This window comes from Dyadobacter sp. UC 10, from assembly GCF_008369915.1.
GTDB lineage: Bacteria > Bacteroidota > Bacteroidia > Cytophagales > Spirosomataceae > Dyadobacter.
In genome coordinates, this window is sequence record NZ_VSRN01000001.1 from 6,049,801 (window position 1) to 6,062,378 (window position 12,578).

A 12,578-nucleotide genomic window follows, 5' to 3' on the forward strand; every position below is an offset into this window, starting at 1 on the left:
TCATTTATCTAAGTTTGTATAAATTATTACAGTAAACCGAATGACATTAGCTACAACGAATTTGCGGCCTGAATTTGATGACATTTATATGGAATTGGCGAAAAATCTTGCCAAACGCTCTCATTGTATCAAAGCCCAGGTCGGCGCAGTGCTTACAAAAGATACAAGAATTATTTCAATAGGCTACAACGGTCCGCCGGCAGGTACCCACAATTGTGACGAAGAATTTCCGGGCGTAGGATGCCCGAGGGACGCAAAGGGAAGCTGTTCACTTGCGCTTCACGCAGAACAAAACGCAATTTTATTTGCAGTTAAAAACGGCTCAAACATCGAAGGATCGACATTATTCGTCACCCTGGCACCCTGCATTGCCTGCGCGCGGGTGATTTATACGATGAAAATAAAGAAAGTAGTGTTCCTGCATTCCTACGCAGCTTACAAGGGGATAGCAATAGAAGAAGGCGTCGAGTTTTTGAAAAGGTTCGGCGTAGAAGTGGAGCAGTATGGGAAGGAGAGGGAGTAAGGGAAAAGGGAGGAAGGAGAAAAGGGAGGAAGGAGGAAGGAAAAAATTTTATTCTTTATTCTCCTTTTTCCCTTTCCTCCATCCTCCTTACTCCATCCTTCCTTTTCTAATGATGATGCACGCCACCGGCTCCGTGCACGTGGCCGTGGCTGATTTCTTCTGGAGTAGCAGGTCTGATCGATACAATCTGGCCTGAGAAGTGCATTTCTTTGCCTGCAAGCGGATGATTGAAGTTCATGACGACTACATCGCCTTTTACTTCCACCACCTGGCCGTGCATTCTTTCGCCGTCCTCGTTGGTCATAGGAATGATATTTCCGATCTGGAGTAATTCGTCCTGATTTACATCTTCCATCTGGAAAACTGCCTTCGGAAGCTCTACGACTGCCTCTTCGTCATATTCTCCGTAGCCTTCTTCGGCAGTTACAGTAAAATCGAAGGTGTCTCCGGCAGCCAGGCCTTCGATCTGATTTTCGAAACCTTCCGGCAGTCCGCTGATGCCGTGGATGAAGTACATGGGGTCGTTTTCGTTGACCACTTCAACAACATCCATTTCTCCGTCGGAATCGGGAATTTGTAAACTATATGTTAACGCGATGACGTTATTTTTTTCGACTTTCATTTGCTCGTTTGATTAAAATGAATGTTGTTGTAAAATAATTGTTCCATAATTGGAGCATTGGCAAACCTACGGCAATTTTCTTCAAAAAGTAATCTATATGAATTTTTTAGCCCATATTTTGCTGTCTGGAGAGCGTGAGGGGGTTATAATGGGAAATTATGTGGGCGATTTTGTGAAAGGTCGTTTGACAGAAACCAAGACTGCTAACTGGAACCCTGAATACGTGCTGGGTCTCAAACTGCACAGGTTTATAGATTCCTTTACGGATTCACATGAAGAAGTGCGCGAAGCCAAACATCTGGCTGCCAGGTCGCTGGGAAAGCTTGCAGGAATTGTAACAGACATTTACTTTGATTATTTTCTTGCAAAACATTTTGCCGACTACCACAGCGACCCGCTGTTCGTGTATGCACATGCAACCTACTCGACCATTGAAAAAAATGAGTACCTGATCCCCGAGGAGATGATCCCGATGGTAAGAGCCATGATCCGGCAGGATTGGCTGACAGGTTACGCTACTTTTGAAGGGATTGACACTACTTTTCAGCGACTTTCGAGACGCGTGGCTTATCTGGAACCGATTCAATCAGCAGGGCAGGACCTTAGGGCAAACGAAGCGTTTTACTACGAGAAATTTTTATTGTTTTTTCCGGATTTGCAGGCAGGGTCAGCGCAATTTTTAGCCGATAATGCAGCATAATTGCGGCATTATGCCCAGTATTGTATTTGAATAAATTGAGATGGCAAATACCCCAGACAGTATTCTGAAAGATATCAGAAATAAAAAATACCTTCCTATCTACCTCCTGCACGGCGATGAGCCGTATTACATAGACGCGATTGCCGACGAGCTTGAAAAGCGCATTGTACCGGAAGCCGAGAAAGGTTTTAATCAGTTTGTATTGTATGGAAAAGACACCGATGTTACCGGCGTACTGAGCTATGCGCGCCGGTTTCCTTTTATGTCGGAGCGACAGCTGGTATTGGTTAAAGATGCAAACAAGCTGGGCGGGATCGAACAAAAAGATCAGCTCGCCCGGCTGGAAGATTATGCGAAAAATCCGCCACCAAGCACTGTGCTGGTCTTGTGTTTCAATGCGAGCGCAGACGAGCGGCGTGCCTATGTCAAGGCGATCCATACAAATGGAGCTGTGGTACCGTCCAAGAAGATGTACGACAATAAGCTTCCCGACTGGGTAACCTCTTTTTGCCAGCAGGAAGGTGTCAAAATAAGCCCGAAGGCGGTTTTAATGCTGGTTGATAATATCGGTAACGATTTGAAGCGGCTTTCCAATGAGATCAGAAAGGTGATGGTAAACCTGAAAGTGGGTGAGGGGATAGACGCGGCGGCAGTAGAAAGGTTTGTGGGAATCAGTAAAGAATACAATGTTTTTGAATTTCAAAAGGCGTTGATGGTGCGTGATGTGTTGAAGGCTAACCAGATCGCGAATCATTTTTCAGCGAATTCAAAAGACAATCCGCTTGCGCCTATTCTGATCATTCTTTTCAATTTCTACTCCAAATTACTTCTTGCACATAAAAGTCCCGACAAATCGGAAAAAGGCTTAGCTGCCGAGCTTGGCGTCAATCCATATTTTGTAAAGGATTACATAACGGCATGCAGAAATTATCCGCTGCCCAAAGTGGCTGATATAATCCATTATCTGCGCGAATGCGACGGGCGAATGAAAGGTCTCGACGGTGTAACTGTTCCGGAAGGCGAACTTTTAAGAGAATTGGTTTTCAAAATTGTGCATTGACCGTATTCAGCAAGAAACGGTTTTTGGAGGTCGTGAAAGTGGTATATCTTCGGTGATGATTAATTCAAACAGCATTTTAGTACCTATTCCTGCGCTTTTTAGTTTTCAGGAATGCGTCTGGTTCCTGAACCGTAATTATGACGATTGTCTGCATGAGATCAGGGAAGGCGATGTGTATAAAGCACTGGAAGTGAATGGGCAAATGTTGCTGATCAGGATCAGCGAAAATGGTGCTTTTCTCGAAATCGAGTTACTCGAAGGAGATATTGACGAAGAGGGCAAGGCGAATTTGGTGGCTTATGTAAGGGAATGGTTTGATATGGACAATCCTATTCAACCCTTTTATGATCTGCTGCAAAGCGACGGGCGGCTCGCTTATATGACCGAGAGTTACAAAGGCTTGCGCCTGATTGGTATCTCCAATCTTTTCGAAGCGATTTGCTGGTCGATCATCGGGCAGCAGATCAACTTATCATTTGCCTACAAAGTCAAACGCGCGCTGGTCGAAAAGTTCGGAAATAAAATTACCCGTGGCGGGCAAAGCTATTACGTATTTCCGGAACCCGGACTATTGGCGGAAGTAAGTAAGGAAGAGTTGAAAGCGATCCAGTTTTCAAGCCAGAAGGCGGATTATATGATCGGCATTGCCAGGGCATTTGCTTCCGGAACGCTCAGCAAGGAACTGATCGTTTCACTTCCTGATTTTGAGGCTAGAAAAAAAGCATTGACCGTGCACAAGGGAATCGGGGTCTGGACAGCGAATTACGCATTAATGAAATCGCTGAGAGAGCCTCAGGGCATTCCTTACGGGGATATAGGCCTGCTGAATGCGTTGGCCAATCACAATATTATCCAGGACAGGAAGGAGCTTGGCAAAATCGATGCATTGTTTTCTCAATATGCAGGCTGGGAAAGCTATCTGGTCTTTTATTTGTGGCGAAGTCTTACCGTACGTGATTCAGCCTGACTTTTTCCATTCCGCATATGCCGTTTTCATACAATGTCCGCAAGGCCGGTAGCCATTTTCGATCGCTTCCCGTTCTGAATTGAAAAACATCCGGTTCTCCCGTTTCATTCTTTTACCCGATTTGCAGGAAAGCAGCCCGTATATTTTAAGGTTTCTGTTTCCCGCAAAGCAAATTGCCTTGTCTGCAATGAGCCTGTAAAGTTTTTTGCTGGCCGCAAATGATGTCGGACCCAATTTTGAGTGTGACAGCATGCCTAACTTAGCGCGTCGTGGAAGATAACACCGAGCGTAAACCGTTCGCCTGTAAGGACTTCACTCACGCCGTGTTTCATGTTGACACGATAATAGCCACGGCTTCCCGCCGCAGGACGGAAATTAGTGGTAAAGAGAAGAATATCACCCTGATCTGGTTTCAATACAATGGCTTTTGATTGTGCGCGGGGCGTTTGCTGTACGAGTACAAATTCCCCGCCAGTATAGTCCTGGCCAGCCTGATTCAGGAAAATAACCATTTGAATGGGGAAAAACACTTCACCGTAAAGATCCTGGTGTAAGGTGTTATGTCCGCCCGGACCATATTTAAGGATTAGAGCCGTGGGCTTGTCCTGGCCCTGCGCTCGGCATAAGTTCTGAAAAGTTTCAAAATCTGCCGGATAGCGGTGCGGTTGACCAAGTTGTCGCATCCACTCATTTGCCACTGGTGCGAGCCTGGGATAGAAAGTTTGTCTTAAATGCTGAACGGTCTGCGGAAGCGGATAGGCAAAATATTTGTATTCACCCAGTCCAAACCGGTAGCGTTCCATGGCGATGGTTTTCCTATACAGTGCATGGTTATCATATTGACTGGCAAGCCGGGCGCATTCGTCAGCAGTCAGGACGTTTTTGATCTGTGTAAAACCTTTTGAATGAAGGTGATTTTCAACGGTTTCCCAGTCAAATTGTTCGGGATTTTTCACGGGCAGGATTTTAGATGTCATCTTTTGATTTTGACAAAAGTATCCTGCCCTGCTAATTTTGAAAACCCGGAACTTGCTGAAATTCCTTTGGGAGCGGCTAAACAGACATAATCTGTTCGTCTTTGCGCTCACCAATCTGCTGTCGCCACATCGCGTAATACAAACCTTTTTCGTCCAAAAGCGATGAGTGTGTGCCGGTTTCGATGATTTTGCCTTTTTCAAGCACATAAATGCGGTCTGCATGCATGATGGTTGAAAGCCGGTGCGCGATCATAACAGTAATGTGCTGCCGCTGATCTGTAATGTTTCGGATTGTATTGGAAATCTCCTCTTCGGTCAGGGAATCGAGTGCAGAAGTAGCTTCGTCGAATATAATCAGATTAGGGTTTCTCAGCAATGCACGGGCAATAGAAAGGCGCTGGCGCTCACCACCCGAGAGTTTCAAACCTCCTTCACCGATTACAGTTTCAATGCCGTTTTCGGCTCTCGACAGCAGGTTGTAACATGCTGCTTTCAGGAGCACATCCTGGATCATCTCGTCGGTTGCGGTTGGGTTTACAAAGAGAAGGTTTTCCTTGATGGTACCTGAAAAAAGCTGGGTATCCTGTGTCACGAAGCCGATTTTGTTTCTGATTTCGTCAAAATCAATCGAACTTCCGTTGTGATTATTATAGTATACGCTTCCCTCTATCGGAGGATAAAGGCCAACCAGCAATTTTACAAGCGTAGTTTTTCCCGAACCCGACGGCCCTACGAATGCGATCGTTTCGCCGCGTTCGACCCTGAACGAAATATTTTCCAGTGCGGGCCTGTTGGCCGACTGGTGCTGGAATTTGACATGATTAAATTCCAGGACTTCAATTTCTCCGATTTTCTCGGGATTAGCCGGTTTTTGTTCAATCGGCCGCGCAAGCAGCGTTTGCAGATTGTTCAGAGAAGCTTCGGCTTCGCGGTAGGACATAATTACATTGCCGAGCTCTTGTAAAGGCCCGAAGATGAAAAAGGAGTAAAACTGCATCATCATCATTTGTCCGACTGTAATCTGGTCACGGAAAACGAAGAAGAGCAATGCGAACATGATGCATTGCTGCAGGAAATTCACGAACGTACCCTGGATAAAACTGATCGAGCGAATGCTTTTAACTTTTTTTAATTCCAGTTTGAGGATTTTGAAAGTAGTAGTGTTAAGTCTGCCGATCTCCTGCTGTGTAAGGCCAAGGCTTTTTACAAGCTCAATATTCCTGAGGGATTCGGTGGTGGAACCCGCCAGTGCGGTAGTTTCAGCCACAATATTTTTTTGAATAGATTTGATTTTGCGACTTAGCACACTGGTCAAAATCGCAAGAACGATGGAGCCTACCAGATAGATCAGCGGCAGCATAGGGCTGAGCTTGAATGCCACGATGACGACGAATACAATCCCTATCAACGTAGTAAAGAGCACATTAACAAAGTTCATAATGAACTTTTCACAATCTGCCCTCACTTTTTGCAATACAGATAACGTTTCACCGCTACGCTGGTCTTCAAAATCCTGAAAAGGCAGCCTCAGTGCATGCCGGAGGCCATCGGTATATAGGTTAGCCCCAAACTTTTGGATAACCACATTGACCAGATAGTCCTGAAACGCTTTGGCTATACGGGACACCATTGCAGTTCCGATGATCAGCAGCAAGCCTGTAAGGACGCCTTTGAAGAACTCATCGTCCAGGCCATTTTTTCGGAAATAGTCCGCCTTATTCGCATAAGGATCAATGAGCAGGTTACCTAAAATGTACGGGTTTAAGAGGGAAAAAACCTGATTGATTGCCGCCATCAGCAAAGCCAGCAATATCAGCCATTTGTATCGGCTGAGGTATTGTAACAATAATTTCATACAGTTCCGGGTGATTAGGTGGTTTACCCAGATTGTTAAACTGAAACCCAGGAATATTAATTCTCGAAATGGGCTTAAAATAAAAAAAGACACCCGAAAAGGATGTCTGAAAGACTGGTAGCGGGGAGCAGAATCGAACTGCCGACCTTAGGGTTATGAATCCTACGCTCTAACCATCTGAGCTACCCCGCCGTTAACGTGGTGCAAAAGTATGTTAAATAATTTAATGCTACAATACGTTTTTCTTAAAAATGATGAAGAAAATCTGAATTGGAGGGGAAGCAAAATTATCTTTACAGGCTTTTATTACTGATTTATGCTATATTACAACTTTTAAGTCAGAGAGTAAGCCGGGAACTGGCATGACACCCTTTTAAAAGTAGTTCATATGGAAAAATATAAATTTATTACCGAGTTTGAATTGCGTTCCTCACCCAAAGTACTATTTCCATATATCTCGACCCCTTCCGGACTCGAACAATGGTTTGCTGAAAAAGTAACTGTACTGCCAGATCACCGTTTTGATTTTCAATGGGATGGTGACAGCCACGTTGCCCGGCAGACCGGTCTCAGAATTAACAAATCAGTACGATTTGACTTTGAAAATACAAGTGACGACAATCTTGACAATAATTATCTGGAACTGAAATTGGAGGTAAGTGAGTTAACGCAGACCACCTTCCTGCGCGTGGTAGACTATTCCTCTAATCGCGATCAGGACGAGCTCGCTTCCTTATGGGACGGATTTATGGACAATCTTAGAGATATAGTAGGTAGTTGATGAAAAAGCTTGATAAGCTTGTTTTAATGTCGTTTTGGGGCCCTTTTGTCATTACAATGTCGGTCGTTGTATTCGTTTTTTTAATGCGGATCATGATCTTTTACATTGATGATTTCGTCTCCAAAGATTTGGGAGTTATTGACTATGCGCAATTATTCTTCTTTTTTAGCCTGATAACGGTACCCACCGCATTGCCGCTGGCGACACTGCTTTCTTCGCTGATGGCATTCGGCAACCTGGGTGAGTTTTTCGAGCTGACAGCTATTAAAAGTGCCGGTATCTCTGTTGTTAGAGCTATGCTACCACTTTTTATTGTCACGTTTGGCATCAGCATTTTTTCATTCTTTTTCAACGATCGCATATCCCCGTGGGCCAACCTGAAGGGTTACAGTTTATTGTACGATATCAAAACGACTAAGGCGACGTTGAAAATCAAAGACGGGATATTTTACAATGACCTGCCCGGTTACAGCATTAAGGTTGATAAGAAGGAAGAAAATGGCCGATTGAAGGGAATGGTCATCTACAAGCACAGTAACCGGTCTTATGAATTTGGCAATACGGAGATCATCCTTGCGGATTCAGGGCGGATGTATTCGATCAATGATAACCGTTACCTGGTGATCGAGCTCTACAATGGGACGAGGTATACAGATGAGATGGGTTCGGGAAATGCGAGACCGGTATACATGTCCACGTCCGGGGGTACTACCCGAAGTTTTCCCAATTTCAGCAGAAATTCGTTCAAGCATTACCGGCTTACGGAAAGCCTGGCTTCTTTCGGGATGAAGCGGACCGACGAGGGGCAGTTCAAATACCACGAATTTATGAAGAATATCACGGATCTGACCAGTACAGCTGATTCTCTGCGGAATTCTTATGTCGAGACGAAGAAAAACCTCGTATCGGGTAGCCAGCAATATTATTCCTACAACTACCGGGAAGGTACTGACAAAACGATCAAAAAGGGTGCATGGATCGATTCGTTGCTGGTAAAGCCGGTATCGGACAGCTTGAAAAAGGAGATTTTACAAAATGCTAAAAGTGCTTCAAACAGCATGTTGAGTTATACCAAGTCGCAATACGATTATTTGCAAACAAAACTGAAAGATGCAAACAGGTATGAGCTTGAGAAACATCACAAATATACCAGTGCAATTTCCTGCCTGATCATGTTCCTGATTGGTGCGCCGCTGGGAGCCATCATCAAAAAGGGTGGATTTGGCGTACCTGTACTGGTGTCGATCCTGTTTTTTATCCTATTGTATGTTTTGACAAACCAGGGGGATAAATGGGTGAAGGAAGGGTTGCTTGCTGTTCCACTGGGAGCCTGGATGGCCAATACGGTATTGCTGCTGGCAGGTTTATATTTTATCGACCGGGCACGTAGCGATTCGAGGTTATTTGATAAAGATGTTTACCTGATGTTGATAAAAAGAATAAAAGAACAATGGGCAAGTAGATTCGGGAAATCCGGACTTATCCAATCATAGTAAAATTATATTTTTTAAATCGTCATAAAATCGTACTTTTGCAACCTTATTTGCGGCAAGGCGCTGTAAATTATTTCATACAATCATTTAATCTGTTGTTACAATCATGTATTTAACCGCGGAAAAGAAGAGCGAGATCTTCGAATCGAAAGGTTTTAAAAAAGAAAGCGGAGACACCGGCTCAGCTGAATCACAAATTGCTTTATTTACGTACCGCATCAACTATTTGAACGAGCACTTAAAGACGCACAAGAAAGACAATGATACGCGTCTTGGTCTTCTCAAAATGGTAGGAAAGCGCAGAAGATTGCTAGACTATCTTTACAAAAAGGACATTAACCGCTACCGTGCGATTATTGCCGAATTGAACATACGTAAGTAATTTAAAATCAGGGAACTTCAACTACATGAAAGTTCCCTGATTTTTTGCGGAATTTAGAAAATCATCGAAACGTCGGGACGGCGTTTCACAGCTACAAAAATCACTATTCTATGCTTTTTAATATAGTTACCAAGACTATACCCTTACCTGATGGCAGGGAAATCACAATTGAAACAGGAAAATTAGCGAAACAAGCCGACGGTTCGGTGGTAGTCAGACTGGGTAATACCATGTTGCTGGCCACAGTGGTAGCTAACAAAGATATTAGAGAGGGGCTGGACTTTTTGCCGCTTTCGGTTGATTATCAGGAAAAATTTGCGTCTGCCGGCCGTATTCCAGGCAGCTTCCAGAGACGTGAAGGTAAATTATCAGATCATGAAGTGTTGACGAGCCGTTTGGTTGACCGCGTACTTCGTCCATTATTTCCGGAAGACTACCACGCGGAAGTACAAGTAAACATCCTGTTAATTTCTGCTGATTCAGCTGCGTTACCCGATGCGCTGGCTGCGTTGGCAGCTTCTGCTGCCTTAGCTGCTTCTGATATTCCTTTCAATGGCCCGGTGTCGGAAGTGCGCGTAGCGAAGATCGACGGCGAATATGTGGTCAATCCGGGTGCAGTTGAATTGGAAAGAGCAACGTTGGACCTGATGGTAGGCGCGACCTATAATGATATCGCGATGGTGGAAGGGGAGATGAGCGAGGTTTCGGAAGAAGAAGTGATTGAAGCTTTAAAAATCGCACACGAAGTAATTAAGAACCAATGTGTTGCTTTGAAGGAATTCGAAGCCGCAGTTGGTAAAACAGAAAAGAGAGAATACGTAGGCGATGATGCGGATTCCGAAGTGGAATCGCGTGTACGCTCATTTGCTTACGACAAAATATATTCGGTTGCTCAGCTGGGCTCTACTAACAAAACGGTTCGTAAAGACGGATTTAAAGCTGTTTGGGAGGAGTTCAAAACCACTATTACCGAAGAAGAAGCGCCTGAATTTAAAGAAGGTCTTGCAAAGCGTTATTTCAACGACCTGGTTTGGGAAGCTTCCCGCCGCCTCGTGCTGGATGAGAGAAAACGTCTTGACGGTCGTCGTTTGGATGAGGTTCGTCCGATTGCATCTGAGATCGACTTCCTTCCAAATGCACACGGTTCAGCCCTTTTCACAAGAGGTGAAACCCAATCTTTGACTACTGTGACGCTTGGTACGAAAAACGACGAGCAGATTGTAGACACAACATTGAAATATGGTTACAGCAAATTCATGCTGCACTATAACTTTCCAGGCTTCTCTACTGGTGAAGTGAAACCTAACCGCGGCCCCGGCCGTCGCGAAGTAGGCCACGGAAATCTTGCGCTACGTGCTTTGAAAAAGGTATTGCCCCAGGCTGAAGATAATCCATATACCATCCGGATCGTTTCAGATATTCTGGAATCGAATGGCTCTTCGTCTATGGCTACCGTTTGTGCCGGTTCACTCGCATTGATGGACTCAGGCTTAAAAATCAAAGCACCGGTCTCTGGTATTGCAATGGGACTTATCTCTGACGAAGCAACAGGTAAATACGCTGTTCTTTCTGATATTCTGGGGGATGAAGATCACCTTGGAGATATGGATTTTAAAGTAACCGGGACTGAGGCTGGTATCACAGCCTGTCAGATGGATATGAAGGTAAATGGTCTTTCGTTTGAAGTACTTACAGAGGCATTGATGCAGGCGAAGGCCGGCAGACTTCATATTCTCGGCGAAATGAACAAGACAATTACTGAGAGCCGTGCGGATCTGAAGCCACATACACCGCGTGCAGTTGTCATCAAAATCGATCGGGAAATGATTGGTGCGGTAATCGGGCCAGGTGGAAAAGTTGTACAGGATATTCAAAAAGAGTCAGGAGCGACAGTTTCTATCGAAGAAAAAGATGGGGCTGGCTTTGTAAGTATATTCTCAGCAGATAAGACTTCAATGGATAAGGCTGTTTCACGTATTAAAGGCATTATTCTGGTACCAGAAATTGGTGAACTTTACACTGGTAAGGTGAAGTCAATTATGCCATTTGGTGCATTTGTCGAATTCCTTCCTGGCAAGGACGGGTTATTGCATATTTCCGAGATCAAGTGGGAACGCCTGGAGAAAATGGACGGTGTATTGGAAGTAGGAGAGGAGATACAGGTTAAGCTGGTCGAAATCGACAAGAAAACAGGCAAATATCGCCTTTCTCGTAAGGTATTGTTGCCAAAACCAGAGAACAAAAATGCATAAAATAGTGTTGCTTCTTTTAGACACTATTGACGTCGTTATATAACATACTTAATAAGAGATATAGATGAGACAGCTAAAGATCAGTAAGCAAATCACCAACCGTGAGAGTCAGTCGTTAGACAAATATTTGCAGGAGATCGGTAAGGTAGATTTGTTAACGCCGGATGAGGAGGTGACATTAGCGCAAAAAATCAGGGATGGAGATCAGCTGGCCTTAGAAAGATTGACCAAAGCGAATCTTAGGTTTGTAGTTTCCGTGGCAAAACAATATCAGAATCAAGGATTGTCATTGGGAGATTTAATTAATGAAGGAAATTTAGGATTGATCAAAGCCGCCCAGCGTTTTGATGAGACGAGAGGTTTTAAATTCATTTCGTACGCGGTTTGGTGGATTCGCCAGTCTATTTTGCAGGCTCTTGCAGAGCAATCGCGTATCGTGCGTTTGCCTTTGAACCGGGTAGGCTCTCTTAATAAAATATCAAAGACATTCTCAGAATTGGAGCAGCGCTTCGAACGTGAACCGTCTCCCGAGGAATTAGCAGAAGTACTTGAAATTTCTTCTTCAGAGGTCGTTGATACAATGAAAATTTCAGGTCGTCACGTTTCAATGGATGCTCCTTTCGTACAAGGCGAAGAAAACAGCCTTTTGGACGTCCTGGAAAATGACCTGGAAGATAAGCCTGATTCTGGTCTGGTAAACGAGTCTTTGCGTAAAGAAGTGCAACGTGCGCTTTGTACACTTACGCAGCGTGAGGCGGATGTAATTGCATTGTATTTTGGCCTGAATGGCGAACATGCGATGACTTTGGAAGAGATTGGAGAGAAGTTTAATCTTACCCGTGAGCGCGTTCGCCAGATCAAAGAAAAAGCCATCAGAAGATTACGCCACGTTTCAAGGAGCAAGGCTTTGAAAACTTACCTTGGTTAATCCGGGAAATTCAAATGATCAGCATTTAAGTTTTGATA

General features: G+C 44.4%; 13 protein-coding genes and 1 tRNA gene. 9 read left to right on the forward strand and 5 right to left on the reverse strand.

The genetic code is table 11. The features are described from left to right. Positions 1–40 precede the first annotated feature (40 nt). Entirely contained in the window at positions 41–523 is a 483-nt protein-coding gene (locus tag FXO21_RS25105) for a deoxycytidylate deaminase (protein WP_149642662.1), read from the forward strand. 106 nt (positions 524–629) lie between these two features. Here the strand turns inward: FXO21_RS25105 and FXO21_RS25110 are convergent, their stop codons facing one another. Then, positions 630–1,145: an FKBP-type peptidyl-prolyl cis-trans isomerase gene (locus tag FXO21_RS25110; protein ID WP_149642663.1), complete on the reverse strand. Its 516-nt coding sequence runs from the start codon at positions 1,143–1,145 to the stop codon at positions 630–632. Between the two features lie 97 nt (positions 1,146–1,242). On the opposite strand from FXO21_RS25110, the gene FXO21_RS25115 reads away from it, so the two are divergent. Genes FXO21_RS25115 through FXO21_RS25125 form a run of 3 tightly spaced genes read left to right on the forward strand, consistent with a single transcriptional unit; the run spans position 1,243 to position 3,872 of the window. Continuing rightward, the gene (locus FXO21_RS25115; protein ID WP_149642664.1) at positions 1,243–1,845 is read left to right on the forward strand and encodes an acyl carrier protein phosphodiesterase; all 603 of its coding nucleotides are present in this window, start codon (positions 1,243–1,245) and stop codon (positions 1,843–1,845) included. A 40-nt stretch (positions 1,846–1,885) separates the two neighbouring features. Continuing rightward, positions 1,886–2,905, forward strand: coding sequence for a DNA polymerase III subunit delta (gene holA, locus FXO21_RS25120; protein ID WP_149642665.1), 1,020 nt, complete (start codon positions 1,886–1,888; stop codon positions 2,903–2,905). A 55-nt stretch (positions 2,906–2,960) separates the two neighbouring features. Continuing rightward, positions 2,961–3,872 carry a DNA-3-methyladenine glycosylase family protein gene (locus tag FXO21_RS25125; RefSeq protein ID WP_149642666.1) on the forward strand — a complete coding sequence of 304 codons (912 nt, stop codon included), beginning with the start codon at positions 2,961–2,963 and terminating at the stop codon, positions 3,870–3,872. On the opposite strand, the gene FXO21_RS25130 is transcribed toward FXO21_RS25125, so the two are convergent. The 4 genes from FXO21_RS25130 to FXO21_RS25145 form a co-directional block, all read right to left on the reverse strand. Beyond that, positions 3,864–4,106 (reverse strand): Ada metal-binding domain-containing protein, encoded by a 243-nt coding sequence (locus FXO21_RS25130; RefSeq protein WP_225865857.1) that lies wholly within the window; start codon positions 4,104–4,106, stop codon positions 3,864–3,866. The two genes, FXO21_RS25125 and FXO21_RS25130, sit on opposite strands and share 9 nt — an antisense overlap. A gap of 20 nt (positions 4,107–4,126) precedes the next feature. Further along, entirely contained in the window at positions 4,127–4,849 is a 723-nt protein-coding gene (locus tag FXO21_RS25135) for a 2OG-Fe(II) oxygenase (RefSeq protein WP_149642668.1), read from the reverse strand. A 76-nt stretch (positions 4,850–4,925) separates the two neighbouring features. Then, on the reverse strand, positions 4,926–6,704 hold the full coding sequence (locus tag FXO21_RS25140; protein WP_149642669.1) for an ABC transporter ATP-binding protein: 1,779 nt from the start codon (positions 6,702–6,704) through the stop codon (positions 4,926–4,928). Positions 6,705–6,819: 115 nt separating this feature from the next. Beyond that, positions 6,820–6,896: transfer RNA gene (locus FXO21_RS25145), tRNA-Met, on the reverse strand. A gap of 196 nt (positions 6,897–7,092) precedes the next feature. On the opposite strand from FXO21_RS25145, the gene FXO21_RS25150 reads away from it, so the two are divergent. From FXO21_RS25150 to FXO21_RS25170, 5 genes are all read left to right on the forward strand, one after another. Then, positions 7,093–7,485: an START-like domain-containing protein gene (locus FXO21_RS25150; RefSeq protein WP_149642670.1), complete on the forward strand. Its 393-nt coding sequence runs from the start codon at positions 7,093–7,095 to the stop codon at positions 7,483–7,485. Next, entirely contained in the window at positions 7,485–8,978 is a 1,494-nt protein-coding gene (locus tag FXO21_RS25155) for an LptF/LptG family permease (protein ID WP_149642671.1), read from the forward strand. Before FXO21_RS25150 ends, FXO21_RS25155 begins: the two co-directional genes overlap by 1 nt. Positions 8,979–9,084: 106 nt before the next feature. Next, the gene (gene rpsO / locus FXO21_RS25160; RefSeq protein ID WP_031527901.1) at positions 9,085–9,360 is read left to right on the forward strand and encodes a 30S ribosomal protein S15; all 276 of its coding nucleotides are present in this window, start codon (positions 9,085–9,087) and stop codon (positions 9,358–9,360) included. Between the two features lie 110 nt (positions 9,361–9,470). Then, positions 9,471–11,612 (forward strand): polyribonucleotide nucleotidyltransferase, encoded by a 2,142-nt coding sequence (gene pnp / locus FXO21_RS25165; protein ID WP_149642672.1) that lies wholly within the window; start codon positions 9,471–9,473, stop codon positions 11,610–11,612. A 64-nt stretch (positions 11,613–11,676) separates the two neighbouring features. Beyond that, a complete protein-coding gene (locus FXO21_RS25170; RefSeq protein WP_015810559.1) occupies positions 11,677–12,540 on the forward strand; it encodes a sigma-70 family RNA polymerase sigma factor in 864 nt (287 codons plus the stop codon). The last annotated feature ends 38 nt before the right edge of the window (positions 12,541–12,578 follow it).